The sequence below is a fragment of the Streptomyces sp. NPDC048461 genome (assembly GCF_055587105.1).
Genome location: NZ_JBVJGW010000039.1, coordinates 27841 through 43273, shown reverse-complemented (window position 1 = coordinate 43273; position 15433 = coordinate 27841). Strand labels below are relative to the sequence as shown.

The window sequence follows — 15433 nt, the reverse complement described above, 5'->3', positions numbered from 1 at the left end:
CGCCCGGTTACATTTCGAACCCGGAAGCTAAGCCTTTCAGCGCCGATGGTACTGCAGGGGGGACCCTGTGGGAGAGTAGGACGCCGCCGAACAATCTTTCAAAGGACCCTTGGTCCAGCGTTCAACGCTGGACCAAGGGTCCTTTTTTGTTTTTCCACATCTTTACGCCGAAGCGCGGCCATGGGTTGGTTGCGCAAGAATGACTAGCGGTACCCCGAAGACAGGAGTCACACCCATGTCCAACTCTCCCGACGATCGTCCGGAGCGCGAGCCTCGGCGCAACGACGGCGGTGACAGGGGCGGCTACCGCGGGGGCCGTGACGACCGTGGTGGCGACCGTGGCGGCGACCGACCCCCGTTCCGTCGTGACGACCGTGGTGGCCGTCCGGCCGGCGGCGGCAGCGCCGGCGGTGGTTTCCGTCGCGACGACCGTGGTGGGCGTCCTGCCTCCGGTGGTGGCGGTGGTTTCCGCCGTGACGACCGCAGTGCTGGTGGGGACCGTCCGTCCTACCCCCGTCGTGACGATGACCGCGGTGGCCGTCCCTCCGGCGGTGGCGGCGACCGCCCCAGCTACCCCCGTCGTGACGACCGGAGTGGTGGCAGCGACCGTCCCAGCTTCCCGCGTCGTGACGACCGCGGTGGGGACCGTCCTTCGTACCCGCGTCGGGATGACCGTCCCTCCGGTGGTGGCGGTGGTTTCCGTCGTGATGACCGCAGTGGTGGTGGGGACCGTCCGTCCTACCCGCGCCGCGACGATGACCGTGGTGGTCGTCCCTCCGGCGGTGGCGGCGGTGGCTTCCGTCGTGACGACCGCAGTGGTGGTGGGGACCGTCCGTCCTACCCCCGTCGTGACGATGACCGCGGTGGCCGTCCGTCCTCGGGTGGTGGCGGCGGTTTCCGTCGTGACGACCGGAGCGGTGGCGGCGACCGTCCCAGCTTCCCCCGTCGTGATGACCGCGGTGGCGACCGTCCCTCGTACCCGCGTCGCGACGACGACCGCGGTGGGTTCCGCGGCGGCCGTGACGACCGCAGCGGTGGCGGCGACCGTCCCAGCTACCCGCGTCGTGATGACCGTGGTGGGGACCGTCCCTCGTACCCGCGTCGTGATGACCGTCCCTCCGGTGGTGGCGGCGGGTTCCGTCGTGACGACCGGAGCGGTGGCGGCGACCGTCCCAGCTACCCGCGTCGTGATGACCGTGGTGGGGACCGTCCTTCGTACCCGCGTCGGGATGACCGTCCCTCCGGTGGTGGCGGCGGGTTCCGTCGTGACGACCGCAGTGGTGGTGGGGACCGTCCGTCCTACCCCCGTCGTGACGATGACCGCGGTGGCCGTCCCTCCGGCGGTGGCGGCGACCGTCCCAGCTACCCGCGTCGCGATGACCGTGGTGGGGACCGTCCCTCGTACCCGCGTCGCGACGACGACCGCGGTGGGTTCCGCGGCGGCCGTGACGACCGCAGAGGTGGCGGTGACCGTCCCAGCTACCCGCGTCGTGACGACCGGAGCGGTGGCGGCGACCGTCCCTCGTACCCGCGTCGCGACGACGACCGCGGCGGTTTCCGCGGCGGGCGCGACGATCGCGGTGGTGACCGCGGTGGCTACCGTGGTCGCGACGACCGTGGCGGCGACCGTGACTTCCGCTCCGACCGCGACCCGGTCAAGCGGCTCCCGATCGACGACGACGTCACCGGCTTCGAGATTGACTCCGACGTGCGCCAGGAGCTCCTGAGCCTGCCCAAGGGGCTCGCCGAGGAGGTCTCCAAGAACCTGGTCATGGTCGCGCGCCTGATCGACGAGGACCCCGAGCGGGCGTACGCCTACTCCCGCATCGCGCTGCGTCTGGCCTCCCGCGTCGCCGCCGTCCGCGAGGCCGCCGGCTTCGCCGCGTACGCCACGCAGAAGTACAGCGAGGCGCTCGCGGAGTTCCGTGCCGCCAAGCGCATGACCGGCTCCGTCGAGCTGTGGCCCGTCATGGCCGACTGCGAGCGCGGCCTCGGCCGTCCCGAGCGGGCGCTGGCCATGGCCGGCGAGCCCGAGGTGCAGAAGCTGGACAAGGCCGGCCAGGTCGAGATGCGACTCGTCGCCGCCGGTGCCCGCCGTGACCAGGGGCAGCTCGAAGCCGCCATCGTCACCCTGCAGAGCCCGGAGCTGGCGTCCAGCACCGTCCAGCCCTGGACCGCGCGCCTGCGGTACGCCTACGCCGACGCCCTGCTGGCCGCCGACCGCGAGGACGAGGCCCGCGAGTGGTTCGCCAAGACCCTCGAAGCCGACAAGGACGGGGCGACCGACGCCTCCGACCGCCTCGCGGAGCTCGACGGCGTCGAGTTCGTGGACGCGTCGGCCGATGACGTCGACGTTGATGACGTCGACGACGAGGACGATGTCGAGGCCGACGTCGACGACGAGGACGAGGACGACGACCAGGACGACGCCGAGGTCGCCGCGGCCGAGCGTGCCTCCGACGTCGCCGAGTACTACGACGAGGACGACGAGGAGTACGAGCCGCAGGAGCAGCCCGTGGCCGAGGACGTCGCCCCCGCCGGTGACGACGAGCAGGACCCGGGCCGCGACAAGGCCTGAGGCATGACGTGAGGAGGGCGGTACCCCGACCGGGGTACCGCCCTTCTGCGTATCCGGAACCGGTTCGCCGGCCGGTCAGGCCAGGCCGCGCAGTACCAGGCCCGTCGCCGGCTTCGGGCCGAAGGACGTCGACTTGCGGGGCATGGTCACGCCCTGGCGGGCCAGGTCCCGTACGACGTCCTCGCGGACCGGGTGCAGCAGGACCGCGGTGCCGCCGTGCCGTTCCGCCATGGCCACCGTCGACGGGGTGTCGTGTATGTACGTGATGTGCTCCGGGGTGTCCGGGACGTTCCACACGGCGTCGAGCAGGGTGGCGTGCAGGACGGTCGCGTCCAGGCGGCGCCAGGCCTCCGGGCGGTCGTGGCGGACGGTGCGGTCGAGGAGCGCCTGGTCGGGGTCGGTGACCAGGTGGAAGCTGCCGTCGCCGGTGAGGAGGAACGCGTTGCCCCGCTCCGAGGCGTCCGCCAGGGCCTCCAGGGCGAGCGGCAGCGGCCCCTCGACCGGGCGCACCCGGAACAGGCCGTCGAGCGCCGCGAGGGCGTCGGCGACCGGCAGCCGGCGCAGCATCCGGTGGATGGCGCGGACCTGCAGGGGATAGCGGACGGTGTCCACCAGGAGGACCAGGCCGAAGTCCCACGGAGACGGGGAGCCGTGCTCCTGCTGGAGGCGCAGGTAGGTCGCCCAGCGGTGGTGGCCGTCGGCGATGAGGGCCTGGCGGTGTCCGAGGTCGGCGGTGACGGCCGCCAGCTCCTCCGGATCGGTGATCGCCCACAGGCGGTGCTGGAAGCCGTCCTCGGTCGTGGTCGACAGGAGGGGCGGGCGTTCCGCCGTCCGCTCGACGACCGCCGTGGCGCCCGCGCGGGGGTCGTCGCCGCGGTAGGTCAGCAGGAGGGGTTCGAGGTTCGCCGAGGTGGCCCGCATCAGGCCCGCCCGGTCGGTGACGACGTCCGGCATGACGTCCTCGTGCGGGAGGACGATGCCGGCCTCGGCGCCGGACAGGGCCAGGGCGCCGATGATCCCCCGTTGCAGGAGCCCGGCCCTGCGTTGCTCGTACACGTACAGCGCGGGCTCCGGGTCGGCGTGGAGGACGCCCTCGGCCAGCCAGTCGTGGAGGGTGCGCGCGGCCTGTTCGTTGCGGGCGGCCGGGGTGCCGGCCTGGGGCAGGATCAGGCGCACGATGTTGTGCGGATCGGCGGATTCGAGGTGATCGACTCCGTCCGGGCGTACGACCACGTCGTACGGCGGTGAGGTGACGGCGGCGAGGCTGCCGACCCGCTCCGGAACGTAGCGCAGGCCATGGAACGGGATCAGACGCAGCCCGTGGTCAGCGGTGCCAGGTGTGGTCATTGGTGCATGGTAAGACCCGTCTCGGGATGCGGGATGATCGGGGGTGACCGAGGAATCACACAGAACGAACACATCGGGAGCGGACACGATGACCAGCGCGAGCAGGAACAGTCCCGCGGCGAGTGAGCGGAATCTGCACCAGGCGTACGACACGGCCCTCCTCGACCTCGACGGGGTGGTGTACGCGGGCGGGCAGGCGATCGCGCACGCGGTGGAGTCCCTCGCCGCGGCCCGGGCCGACGGGATGCACCTCGCGTACGTCACCAACAACGCGCTGCGGACCCCCGAGGCCGTCGCCGGGCACCTGGGCGAGCTGGGCATCCCGACCGAGGCGGACGAGGTGATCACCTCGGCGCAGGCGGTGGCCCGGCTGATCTCGGAGCAGGTGGAGCCGGGCGCGAAGGTGCTGGTGATCGGCGGGGAGGGGCTGCGGGTCGCCCTGCGCGAGCGCGGACTGGTGCCGGTGGAGTCGTCCGACGAGGAGGGGCTCGCGGCGGTCGTCCAGGGGTACGGGGGCCCGGAGCTGCAGTGGTCGCGGTTCGCGGAGGCGGCGTACGCGGTCAACCGGGGGGTGCCGTGGTTCGCGTCCAACACCGACCTGACCATCCCCGGGGCGCGGGGGATCGGCCCGGGCAACGGGGCGGCGGTGGAGGTCGTACGGATCGCCACCGGCGCCGAGCCGCAGGTGGCGGGCAAGCCGCTGCCCCCGATGCACCGGGAGACGGTGCTGCGCACCGGGGCGAAGCGGCCGCTGGTGGTCGGGGACCGGCTGGACACCGACATCGAGGGGGCGTTCAACGGGGAGGTGGACTCGCTGCTGGTGCTGACCGGGGTGACGGACGCCGCCCAGCTGGTGCGGGCCGAGCCCCGGCACCGGCCGACGTACGTGGACCGGGACCTGCGCGGGCTGCTGACCGGGCAGCCGGAGGTCACCGAGGAGGACGGCGGCTGGCGCTGCGGCGACTGGATCTGCGCGGCGGGCGCCGACGGGCTGGAGCTGCGGAGCGTCCGCGCGGCGGACGGCCCCGAGGGGCCGGACGGGGATCCGCTCGACGGGCTGCGGGCGCTGTGCGCGGCGGCCTGGAGCGCGGCCGGGGACGGCTCCTGCACGCTCGACGCGCAGAAGGCGCTGGCCCGGCTGGGCCTCTGACCCGTACGGGGTGGAGGGTAGGCTAACCTAACCTGGTGTTGGTCGAGAGTCCCCCAGAACCCGAACCGGGCGCCGCGGCGAGCGCGCGGCCCGCCGTGGCGGCCCGTCCGCGCCACGGCGTCCGCGCCGCCGGCCTGCTGGCAGCCCTCGTGGTGCTGGCGCTGATCGCGGTGGTGAGCATCGCGGTGGGTGCCCGCCAGATGCCGCTCGACGAGGTCTGGCACGGCCTCTTCCACTACACGGGCACGTCCTCCGACGTGGTGGTGCGGGACCTGCGGGTCCCGCGCACCCTGCTCGGGCTGATGGTGGGGCTGGCGCTGGGCCTGTCGGGCGCGGTGATGCAGGCGCTGACCCGCAACCCGCTGGCCGAGCCCGGCATCCTCGGCGTCAACGCCGGCGCCGCGGCCGCCGTGGTCTCCGCGATCAGCTTCTTCGGGGCGAGGTCCCTCGACGAGTTCGTGTGGTGGGCCTTCCTCGGCGCCGCCGCCGTCTCGGTCCTCGTCTACGTACTGGGCGGGAGCCGCAGTGCGACGCCGGTGCGGCTCGCGCTCGCCGGTACGGCGGCCAGTGCCGCCCTCATCGGCTACATCAACGCCGTGCAGCTGATGGACAGCACGGCCCTGGACAAGCTGCGGTTCTGGACGGTCGGTTCGCTGGCCTCGGCCAACGCGGACACCGTCCGGCAGGTGGCGCCCTTCCTCCTCGTCGGGGCCGTGCTCGCGCTGACCCTGGGCCGGCCGCTCAACGCGATGGCGATGGGTGACGACACGGCCCGGGCGCTCGGGGCCAACCTGACGCGGACCCGGATCGCGGCGATGGCCGCCATCACCCTGCTCTGCGGCGCCGCGACGGCGGCCTGCGGGCCCATCGCGTTCGTGGGCCTGATGATCCCGCACCTCGTACGGGCCTTCACCGGCCCCGACATGCGCTGGGTGCTCGCGTACTCGGCCGTCCTGTCGCCCGTGCTGCTGCTCGGCGCCGACGTCTTCGGCCGCGTGATCACCCGGCCCGCGGAACTCCAGGTCGGCATCGTGACCGCGCTCATCGGCGGCCCCGTCTTCATCTACCTCGTCCGGCGCAAGAGGATGGCCCAGCTGTGACCGCGAAGCTCCCGACCGACCAGCCCGTCCGGTCGGCGGGGCCCCGCGCGCTGCGGTCGCCCGGCGGGATGTCGCTGCGGGTCGACCGGCGGGCGGTGTCCGTCGCGGTGCTGCTCACCGCCCTGGCCTTCGTCCTGGCGGTCCTGCTCATCGGCACGGGCGACTTCCGGATCGCGCCGTGGGACGTCGTACGGACCGTGCTGGGCAACGGCACCCCGGCCCACGACTTCATCGTCAACGACCTGCGGATGCCGCGCGTACTGGTCGCACTGCTGGTGGGCGCCGCCCTCGGCATCTCCGGGGCCGTCTTCCAGTCGGTCTCCCGCAACCCGCTCGGCTCGCCGGACCTGCTCGGCTTCGGGTACGGCTCGGCGGTCGGCGCGCTCGTCGTCATCATCCTGTTCAACGGCAGCGCCGGGGCGGTGGCCGTCGGCGCCTTGGTCGGCGGGGTGCTGGCCGGCATCGCCGTGTACCTGCTCGCGTACAAGAAGGGCATCCAGGGGTACCGGCTGGTGCTCGTCGGCATCGGCGCCTCCGCCGTGCTCGTCGCCGTCATCCAGTACCTGATCACCAAGGCGCAGCTGGTCGAGGCCAGCCGGGCACTGGTCTGGCTGACCGGCTCGCTCGCCGGCCGGGACTGGGCGCAGGTGTGGCCGCTGCTCGCGGTCTGCGCGGTGCTGTTCCCGGTGATCCTCGGACACGGCCGGGCCCTGCGGATGATGGAGATGGGCGACGACGCCGCGTACGCGCTGGGCGTGCCGGTCGAGCGGACCCGGCTGCTGCTGATGCTGGCGGCGATCCTGCTCACCACCGCAGCGAGCGCCGCGGCCGGGCCGATCAGTTTCATCGCGCTGGCCGCGCCGCAGCTGGCCCGGCGCCTCACGCGCTCCCCCGGGGGGAACCTGCTGACGGCCGGGCTGATGGGCTCGGTGCTGCTGCTGGTGTCCGACTGGGCCTCGCAGCGGGCCTTCGGCGCCGACCAGCTTCCGGTGGGCGTGGTGACCGGGCTGGTCGGCGGCGTGTACCTGCTCTGGCTGCTCGTCACCGAACGCAAGGCGGGACGCATATGACCGCGACATCCAGGAACCTCAGGAGTGGGCAAGTGCAGCGGCTGACCGCGGAGAACGTGACCCTCGGCTACGACCAGAGGGTCATCGCCGAGAACCTGTCGGTGGAGATCCCCGACCACTCCTTCACGGTGATCGTCGGCCCCAACGCCTGCGGCAAGTCCACGCTGCTGCGCGCCCTGTCGCGGATGCTGAAGCCGTCGACCGGCCGGGTGCTGCTCGACGGGCAGGCCATCGGGTCGATGCCCGCCAAGAAGGTCGCCAAGACGCTCGGCCTGCTGCCGCAGTCCTCGATCGCGCCGGACGGCATCACCGTGGCCGACCTGGTCTCGCGGGGCCGCTACCCGCACCAGGGCCTGCTGCGGCAGTGGTCGCCGGAGGACGAACGGATCGTGGTCGAGTCGATGACCTCGACCGGGGTCGAAGAACTCGCCGACCGGGCCGTGGACGAGCTGTCCGGCGGGCAGCGGCAGCGCGTGTGGATCGCGATGGCGCTGGCGCAGCAGACGCCGCTGCTGCTCCTCGACGAGCCGACGACCTTCCTGGACATCCAGCACCAGCTCGACGTGCTGGACCTGTGCGCCGAACTGCACGAGAACCAGGGGCGCACCCTGGTCGCCGTCCTGCACGACCTCAACCACGCCGCGCGCTACGCCACGCACCTGATCGCCATGCGGGCCGGGGAGGTCGTGGCCGAGGGGCCGCCGGCCGAGGTGGTCACGGCCGAGCTGGTGGAGAAGGTGTTCGGGCTGAGCTGCCAGGTCATCGACGACCCCGCGACGGGCACGCCGCTGGTGATCCCGGCGGCGCGCAGGGCCCGTACGAAGGCCCGCGCGGCCGCGACGGCGCTCTAGAAGCACCCCCTAGAGCAGGCTCTTGAGGCGCAGGAGGTCGCGGAACCCGGCCTCCAGCCGGACCCGGCCCGAGGCCCAGGCCTTGGCGAACTTCAGCTCGCCCGCGACCATCGCGACCAGGTCGTCACCGGTCATCGCCAGCCGGATCTCGGCCTTGGCGGCCGGGGGACCGGGGGAGACCGCGTCGACCCTGATCCGGCCGCCGTCGAGGCGGCCGGTGAAGGTCCGGTCCAGGTCCGTGATGTGGCAGCTGAGGGAGCGGTCGAGCGCGGCCGCGCCGCGCACACCGCCGTCGGCGCCCGCGAGGTTGCCGGAGAGTCGGTCGAGTGCTTCGCGGCACTCCTCGATCGTAGCCATCGTGATCACGACGGTACCGCAGAGCCGTACGTGGTCGCGGGGCGCTTCGGGGTAGCGTCGGTGCATGACCGACGAAGCGGCCGAGGCCGACCCGGTGGCCGGGGTCGACGGACCGGCCGGGGCCGATGACGGGCCCGCGCCCGACGACCGTGCCGCGGCGCCCGACGACCGTGCCGCGGCGCCCGCCGGGCCCGTGGCGCTGGGCGTCGTACGCACGCCCACCGGCCACGCCGGTGTCGACGCGGAGCTGGCGCGGCTGGCGGAGGCCGACGGCCTGACGGCGGACGGACACGTCGCGGTGTACGAGGATGTGCACAGGGGGCTGCGCGAGGCGCTGACCGCGCTGGACGCACCGCCCGTCCCTGGTCCGTACGAAAACAGGAGCTGAACCGAACGTGGCAGGAGTGGCACGCCGCCGCCTGGACGCCGAACTGGTACGCCGCAGCATGGCCCGCTCGCGCGAGCACGCCGCGCAGCTGATCGCCGCGGGCCGGGTGACCGTGGGCGGGACCACCGCCACCAAGGCCGCGACGCAGGTCGAGACCAGCGCGGCCCTGGTGGTCCTCAAGGACGACGACGACCCCGACTACGTGTCCCGGGGCGGCCACAAGCTCGCCGGGGCGCTGGCGGCCTTCCAGCCGCTGGGGCTGGCGGTCGAGGGCCGCCGGGCGCTGGACGCGGGCGCCTCCACCGGCGGGTTCACCGACGTGCTGCTGCGGGCGGGCGTGGCCCACGTGGTGGCCGTGGACGTGGGGTACGGACAGCTGGCCTGGGCGCTGCAGAGCGACGACCGGGTCACCGTGAAGGACCGTACGAACGTGCGCGAGCTGACGGTCGAGCAGATCGACGGGATCCCGGCGGACCTGGTCGTCAGCGACCTCTCCTTCATCTCGATCGGCCTGGTCCTGCCGGCGCTGGTGCGCTGCACGGCGCCGGACGCCGACCTGGTGCTGATGGTCAAGCCGCAGTTCGAGGTCGGCAAGGACCGGCTCGGCAGCGGGGGTGTGGTGCGCAGCGCGGAGCTGCGGGCCGAGGCGGTGCGCGACGTGGCGGCGCAGGCCGGGAAGCTGGGCCTGGGCGTGCTCGGGGTGACCGCGAGTCCGTTGCCCGGTCCTTCGGGCAACGTCGAGTATTTTCTCTGGCTGCGGGCGGGGGCACCTGCCCTCGACCCGGGGGATGTCGACAGGGCAGTGGCGGAGGGGCCTCAGTGACAGATTCTTCGGCTTCAGGGGTGGGACGGACCGTCTTCCTGCTCGCGCACACCGGGCGGCCGGCGGCCATCCGCAGTGCCGAGCTGGTCGTACAGGGTCTGCTGCGGTGCGGTCTGGGGGTACGGGTCCTGCAGGACGAGGCGGTGGACCTGCCGCTGCCGCCCGAGGTGGACCTGGTGGCCGAGTGCACCCCGGAGGTGCTGGCGGGGTGCGAGCTGCTGATCGTGCTGGGCGGGGACGGGACCCTGCTGCGCGGGGCGGAGTTCGCGCGCGGCTCGGGAGTGCCGATGCTGGGCGTCAACCTGGGCCGGGTGGGGTTCCTCGCCGAGGCCGAGCGGGACGACCTGGACCAGGTGGTGGACCGGGTGGTGACCCGGGAGTACGAGGTCGAGGAGCGGATGACCCTCGACGTGACCGTGCGCACGAACGGCGACGTGGTCCACCAGGACTGGGCGCTGAACGAGGCCGCGGTCCAGAAGGTGTCCCCGGAGCGGATGCTGGAGGTGGTCCTGGAGATCGACGGGCGCCCGGTGACCGGCTTCGGGTGTGACGGGATCGTCTGCGCGACCCCGACCGGCTCCACGGCGTACGCCTTCTCCGCGGGCGGGCCGGTGGTCTGGCCGGAGGTGGAGGCGCTGCTGATGGTGCCGATCAGTGCGCACGCGCTGTTCGCGAAGCCGCTGGTGACCTCGCCGGACTCGGTGCTGGCGGTCGAGGTGCAGCCCGACACCCCGCACGGGGTGCTGTGGTGCGACGGCCGGCGGATGCTGGAACTGCCGGCCGGCGCGCGGGTCGAGGTACGGCGGGGGGCGGTGCCCGTACGGCTGGCGCGGCTGCACCACGCCTCGTTCACGGACCGGCTCGTGGCGAAGTTCGCGCTGCCGGTGTCCGGGTGGCGCGGGGCGCCCCACTGACCCCGTGGCCCTCGCGTAATAGCACGTCCGTTCGCAGAACCCTGGGCGGGTGACGTCACATGGCACCGGTGAAACCTCGGTATCGTCGTCCCGTGCTTGAGGAGATGCGGATACGGTCGCTCGGAGTCATCGACGACGCGGTGGTCGAGCTGTCGCCCGGATTCACCGCGGTGACCGGCGAGACCGGCGCGGGCAAGACCATGGTCGTCACCAGCCTCGGGCTGCTGCTCGGCGGCCGTGCCGACCCCGCCCTGGTGCGGGTCGGGGCCAAGGCGGCGGTGGTCGAGGGCCGCATCGTCATGCGCCCGGACGCCCCCGCCGCCCTGCGCGCCGAGGAGGCCGGCGCCGAGCTCGACGACGGCGCGCTCCTGATCAGCCGGACCGTCTCCGCCGAGGGGCGCTCGCGCGCCCACGTCGGCGGCCGCTCCGTGCCCGTCGGCCTGCTCGGCGAGCTCGCCGACGACCTGGTCGCCGTCCACGGGCAGACCGACCAGCAGGGGCTGCTGCGGCCGGCCCGGCAGCGGCAGGCCCTGGACCGGTACGCCGGCGACGCCGTCGCCGTACCGCTGGAGAAGTACGCGGCCGCCTACCGGCGGCTGCGCGCCGTCGCCGTCGAGCTGGACGCCCTCACCACCCGGGCCCGGGAACGCGCCCAGGAGGCGGACCTGCTCCGCTTCGGGCTGGAGGAGGTCGCCGGCGTGGAGCCGCTGCCCGGCGAGGACGTCGAGCTGGCGGCGGAGGCGGAACGGCTCGGGCACGCCGAGTCGCTCGCGTCGGCGGCCCAGGTGGCGCACGCGGCGCTCGGGGGCAACCCCGAGGATCCGGAGGCCATCGACGCCAACATGCTCGTCGCGGGCGCGCACCGGGCCCTGGAGTCCGTACGCTCCCACGACCCGGCGCTCGGCGTGCTCGCCGAGCGGATCGGGGAGCTGGGCATCCTGCTGGCCGACGTGGCCGGGGAGCTGGCGGGCTACGCCGACGACCTGGACGCCGATCCGCTGCGCCTGGCCGCGGTGGAGGAACGCCGGGCGGCCCTGACCCAGCTGACCCGCAAGTACGGCGACTCGGTGGAATCGGTACTGGAGTGGGCCGAGCAGGGCTCGGCGCGGCTGCTGGAACTCGACGGCGACGACGAGCGGATCGCGGAGCTGACCGCCGAGCGCGACGGGCTGCGCTCCGAACTCTCCCAGCTGGCCCAGGCGTTGACCGACGCGCGGGTCGAGGCGGCCACGCTGTTCGCCTCCGCCGTGACGGAGGAGCTGGCCTCGCTGGCCATGCCGCACGCGCGGGTCACCATCGACATCCGGCAGGCCGACGACGCCGAGGGCGTGGAGGTCGGCGGCCGGACCGTGGCCTACGGCCCCTCGGGCGCCGACGAGGTCGAACTGCTGCTGGCCCCGCACCCCGGGGCGCAGCCGCGGCCGATCGCCAAGGGCGCCTCGGGCGGTGAGCTGTCCCGGGTGATGCTGGCGGTCGAGGTCGTCTTCGCCGGCTCCGACCCGGTTCCCACGTACCTCTTCGACGAGGTGGACGCGGGCGTCGGCGGCAAGGCGGCCGTCGAGGTGGGGCGCAGGCTGGCGAAGCTCGCCAAGTCCGCCCAGGTCGTGGTCGTCACCCACCTGCCGCAGGTGGCCGCCTTCGCGGACCGGCAGCTGCTGGTGGAGAAGACCAACGACGGCTCGGTGACGCGCAGCGGCGTCACCGTCCTGGAGGGCGAGGCCCGCATCCGCGAGCTGTCCCGGATGCTGGCGGGTCACGAGGACTCGGCCTCGGCACGCGCCCACGCCGAGGAACTCCTCGCCGCGGCGCGCGCGGACGCCTGAGCGCGGGCAGGAACGGGGCCCGGGGCGCGCGATGCGGCCCGGGCCCCTTTTCACGCCCCCACGAGGGGCCCGGGGTAGCCCGTGTGGGTGAGGCTGGGGGGTATCCGGCGGTATCCCGTACGGAATACGCACCCGTATGGTCCCGGAACGCGCGTACGGGCTGGCATCCTGGGCGACGTCTCTGACTCCCTCACCCTGGAGCTTCGGCCCGTGAGCAGCTCCCCGGTCTCTTCCCCGGCCCCCGCCCAGCCCTACGGGCGGCCGCCCCTGCGCGCCCTCCACGTGCTCGGCACGAGCGCGGGCGCGGGCAGCAGCGCCCATGTGCGCTCGCTCGCGACCGGGCTCGCCGCGCGCGGGGTACGCGTCACCGTCTGCGCCCCCGTCGCGGCGGAGGGCGAGTACGACTTCACCGGCGCCGGGGCACGGTTCGAGCCCGACGCGTCGAGTGCCCTGCGCGCCGCGTGCGCGGCGTCCGACGTCGTGCACGCCCACGGCGTGCGGGCCGGCATGCGGGCGGCGCTGGCCCTGCGCGGGCGACGGGTGCCGCTGGTGGTGAGCTGGCACGGCGACGGCCCCGCGGCGGGCGGCGCCCTCGGGCGGCTCGGCCGGCTGCTGGAACGGCACGTGGCACGCGCCGCGGCGGTGGTCCTCGGAGCCTCCTCGAACCAGGTCGACCTGGCCCGGCTGCGCGGAGCGCGGGACGCCCGGCTGGCGCCGGTGGCGGTGCCGGCCGGACCGCAGGACCCGGATCCGGCCGACCCGGGCAAGGTGCGGGCGGAACTCGGCGCCGTGGGCCGGCCGCTGCTGGTCGCGGTCGGGAGCCTGGTGCCGCAGCGCGGCTACTCCGTGCTGCTCGACGCGGCGCGCGCGTGGCGGGCGCTGGACCCCGTGCCCCTGCTGGTCATCGCGGGGGAGGGGCCGCTGCGGGCGGACTTGTCCCGGCGGATCGAGGCCGAAGGCCTGCCCGTACGGCTGCTCGGGCGCCGCCGGGACGCCGCGCAGCTGCTCGCGGCGGCGGACCTGGCGGTGCTGCCGAGCCGGTGGGAGGCGCGGGCGCCGCTGGCGCAGGAGGCGCTGCGGGTCGGGGTGCCGCTGGTGGCCACGGCGGTCGGGGGCCTGCCCGAGCTGGTCGGCGACGGCGCGGCGCTGGTGCCGTACGGGGACCCGGGGGCGCTGGCCGCCACCGTGTCGGACCTGCTGGGCGATGCGGACCGGCGGGCGGCGCTCGCCCTCGCGGGGCGGGCGCAGGCGGCCACGTGGCCGTCGGAGGACGACACCGTCGCGCAGGTCCTGTCGGTCTACGACGAACTGATGGAGCGCGGCCGCTGACGCGCCGGCCGGGTCCGGTACCGGACCCGCCCGGCGCCCTCGTCCCCGGCGGGCCGGGCGGGGCGTCAGGAGACCGTGTGGCGGCGGGCGCGCAGGGCCAGGCTCAGGGACAGCACCGTCTCGGGGTCGTCCAGGTCCGTGCCCAGCAGTTCCGAGATGCGGGCCAGCCGGTTGTACAGCGTCTGCCGGTTCAGGTGCAGCTCGCGGGCCGTCTCCGCCTTGCGGCCCGCGTGGGCCAGGTACGTCTCCAGGGTCGGCAGCAGCGGCGGCCGCGAGGTCACGTCGTGGGCCCGGAGCGGACCGATCGCGCGGTCCACGAACGCCGCCAGGTCGGGGTGTTCGCGCAGCCGCCACAGCAGCAGGTCGATGTCCAGGCGCCGGGCGTCGTACCAGGGGCGGGCCGGCAGGCCGTGGGCGGCCGTGGCGGTCTCCGCCGCGTGCCGCAGGCCCGCCGAGGCGGCCGCCCAGCCGCCCGCGACGCCCACGACCACCGCGGGCGGCTGGGCGGCCCGTTCGAGGCCCGCCCGTTCCACGCCGGTCCGCAGCGCGAGCGCGACCCGGTCGGCCACCGCCGTGCGCTCCGACTCCGCGCGCAGCGAGACCAGCAGCGGCACCCGGCCCTCGACGGGCCGCACGCCCAGCAGGACCGGGACCCCGACGGACGACAGCTCCTCCAGCACCGCCCGGGCCAGCACCGCCCAGTTGCCGGACGGCCCCAGGTCGGACGACAGCCTCATCACCACCGGGAGGAGCGGTCCCGGGCCCGGCTTGAAGCCGAGGACGCGCGCCTGCGCCGGAGCGTCCTCCGCCGGGATGCGGCCCTCGGCCAGGTCCGTGAGGAAGTCGCCGCGGCCGCGCGCCGCCAGTTCGTCCTCCTGACGGGCCTGCATGAGGACCACCGCGAGGACGCCCGCGGTGCGCTCCGCCGCCATCCTGTGCACGGGGGCCAGCGGGGCGGAGACCCCGACCAGGACGACCCGGGCGCGGACCGAGCCCGTTCCGTGGCCGCCGCCCGGGACGTCGATCACCACCGTGTTCGCGGACGCCTCGACCTCGCGCTGGCCGCGCAGGCCCTCCCAGACCTGGAGCGGGTCGGCGCCCGCGTCCCCGGCCGAGCTGCCGGCGGCGTACAGCAGCTGCCCGTCGGGGGTCTCCAGGAAGACCGGGTTCGCCGTGAAGTCGGCCAGGATGCGCAGCACCTGCTGGATCCCGCCGCCGCCCAGCAGGGCCTCCGTGCAGCGCCGGTGGACCTCCTCGGCCCGCTGCAGCAGGGCGTAGTGGCCGTTGACGATCTCGGTGTGGACCTCCTCCGTGACGGTGACGAAGGGGACCTCCCGGTGCAGCTGGACCAGGGGCAGGCCCGCGCTGCGCGCGGTCTCCACGAGGGTCGCCGGCAGCCGGGTGAAGCGCGGGCCCAGCTCGACCACGAGCGCGGCGATCCCGCGGTCCGCGAGGCGGCGTACGAAGGCGCGCTGCTCGGCGGGGCGGGTGCCCAGGCCGAGTCCCGTGGTCAGCAGCAGCTCGCCGCCCTTGAGGAGGGAGGCGATGTTGGGGACCTCGCCGGCGTGCACCCAGCGGACGGTCCGGCCGAGGCGGTCGGCGCAGGCCACCACCTCGGGCAGCCCGCTGCGCAGTCCCGGCAGCTCCAGTGCCCGCTGAACCGTGATCCCGCCCTGGTTGTCCATATCGCGGGACGCTATCAG

At 74.4% G+C, this 15433-nt stretch carries 14 protein-coding genes and 1 rRNA gene; 12 read left to right on the top strand and 3 right to left on the bottom strand.

Annotated features, from left to right (window positions below; genetic code table 11):
• The 3 genes from rrf to ACZ6S8_RS36765 form a co-directional block, all read left to right on the top strand.
• Window positions 1–92: ribosomal RNA gene (rrf, locus tag ACZ6S8_RS36775) — 5S ribosomal RNA — on the top strand; the annotation flags it as partial.
• 225 nt (window positions 93–317) lie between these two features.
• Window positions 318–1727, top strand: coding sequence for a hypothetical protein (locus tag ACZ6S8_RS36770; protein WP_469462384.1), 1410 nt, complete (start codon window positions 318–320; stop codon window positions 1725–1727).
• Entirely contained in the window at window positions 1709–2578 is an 870-nt protein-coding gene (locus tag ACZ6S8_RS36765; protein WP_469462382.1) for a tetratricopeptide repeat protein, read from the top strand. The genes ACZ6S8_RS36770 and ACZ6S8_RS36765 overlap by 19 nt, the downstream gene beginning before the upstream one ends.
• 75 nt (window positions 2579–2653) lie before the next feature.
• Here the strand turns inward: ACZ6S8_RS36765 and ACZ6S8_RS36760 are convergent, their stop codons facing one another.
• A complete protein-coding gene (locus ACZ6S8_RS36760) occupies window positions 2654–3925 on the bottom strand; it encodes a DUF1015 family protein (protein WP_469462381.1) in 1272 nt (423 codons plus the stop codon).
• Window positions 3926–4013: 88 nt separating this feature from the next.
• On the opposite strand from ACZ6S8_RS36760, the gene ACZ6S8_RS36755 reads away from it, so the two are divergent.
• The 4 genes from ACZ6S8_RS36755 to ACZ6S8_RS36740 all read left to right on the top strand — a co-directional run bounded on the left by ACZ6S8_RS36755 (window position 4014) and on the right by ACZ6S8_RS36740 (window position 8096).
• Entirely contained in the window at window positions 4014–5075 is a 1062-nt protein-coding gene (locus tag ACZ6S8_RS36755; protein WP_469462379.1) for an HAD-IIA family hydrolase, read from the top strand.
• A 35-nt stretch (window positions 5076–5110) separates the two neighbouring features.
• Window positions 5111–6175, top strand: a complete 1065-nt coding sequence (locus tag ACZ6S8_RS36750) for a FecCD family ABC transporter permease (protein ID WP_469462378.1) — start codon at window positions 5111–5113, stop codon at window positions 6173–6175.
• A gap of 68 nt (window positions 6176–6243) precedes the next feature.
• Window positions 6244–7245, top strand: a complete 1002-nt coding sequence (locus tag ACZ6S8_RS36745; protein ID WP_469462390.1) for a FecCD family ABC transporter permease — start codon at window positions 6244–6246, stop codon at window positions 7243–7245.
• Entirely contained in the window at window positions 7242–8096 is an 855-nt protein-coding gene (locus tag ACZ6S8_RS36740) for an ABC transporter ATP-binding protein (protein ID WP_469462377.1), read from the top strand. Before ACZ6S8_RS36745 ends, ACZ6S8_RS36740 begins: the two co-directional genes overlap by 4 nt.
• A gap of 9 nt (window positions 8097–8105) precedes the next feature.
• Here ACZ6S8_RS36740 and ACZ6S8_RS36735 read toward each other — a convergent pair whose 3' ends face one another.
• Window positions 8106–8453, bottom strand: coding sequence for an SCP2 sterol-binding domain-containing protein (locus ACZ6S8_RS36735; RefSeq protein WP_469462376.1), 348 nt, complete (start codon window positions 8451–8453; stop codon window positions 8106–8108).
• A 64-nt stretch (window positions 8454–8517) separates the two neighbouring features.
• Between ACZ6S8_RS36735 and ACZ6S8_RS36730 the strand changes: the two genes are divergently transcribed.
• The 5 genes from ACZ6S8_RS36730 (at window position 8518) to ACZ6S8_RS36710 (ending at window position 13730) form a co-directional block, all read left to right on the top strand.
• Entirely contained in the window at window positions 8518–8841 is a 324-nt protein-coding gene (locus ACZ6S8_RS36730; protein ID WP_469462374.1) for a hypothetical protein, read from the top strand.
• A 7-nt stretch (window positions 8842–8848) separates the two neighbouring features.
• The gene (locus ACZ6S8_RS36725; RefSeq protein ID WP_469462372.1) at window positions 8849–9664 is read left to right on the top strand and encodes a TlyA family RNA methyltransferase; all 816 of its coding nucleotides are present in this window, start codon (window positions 8849–8851) and stop codon (window positions 9662–9664) included.
• 20 nt (window positions 9665–9684) lie between these two features.
• Entirely contained in the window at window positions 9685–10578 is an 894-nt protein-coding gene (locus tag ACZ6S8_RS36720) for an NAD kinase (protein ID WP_469462371.1), read from the top strand.
• A gap of 104 nt (window positions 10579–10682) precedes the next feature.
• Window positions 10683–12401 (top strand): DNA repair protein RecN, encoded by a 1719-nt coding sequence (gene recN / locus ACZ6S8_RS36715; protein ID WP_469462389.1) that lies wholly within the window; start codon window positions 10683–10685, stop codon window positions 12399–12401.
• Between the two features lie 210 nt (window positions 12402–12611).
• Window positions 12612–13730, top strand: coding sequence for a glycosyltransferase family 4 protein (locus ACZ6S8_RS36710; protein ID WP_469462369.1), 1119 nt, complete (start codon window positions 12612–12614; stop codon window positions 13728–13730).
• Between the two features lie 65 nt (window positions 13731–13795).
• Here ACZ6S8_RS36710 and ACZ6S8_RS36705 read toward each other — a convergent pair whose 3' ends face one another.
• On the bottom strand, window positions 13796–15415 hold the full coding sequence (locus ACZ6S8_RS36705) for a PucR family transcriptional regulator (RefSeq protein ID WP_469462367.1): 1620 nt from the start codon (window positions 15413–15415) through the stop codon (window positions 13796–13798).
• Window positions 15416–15433: the final 18 nt, after the last annotated feature.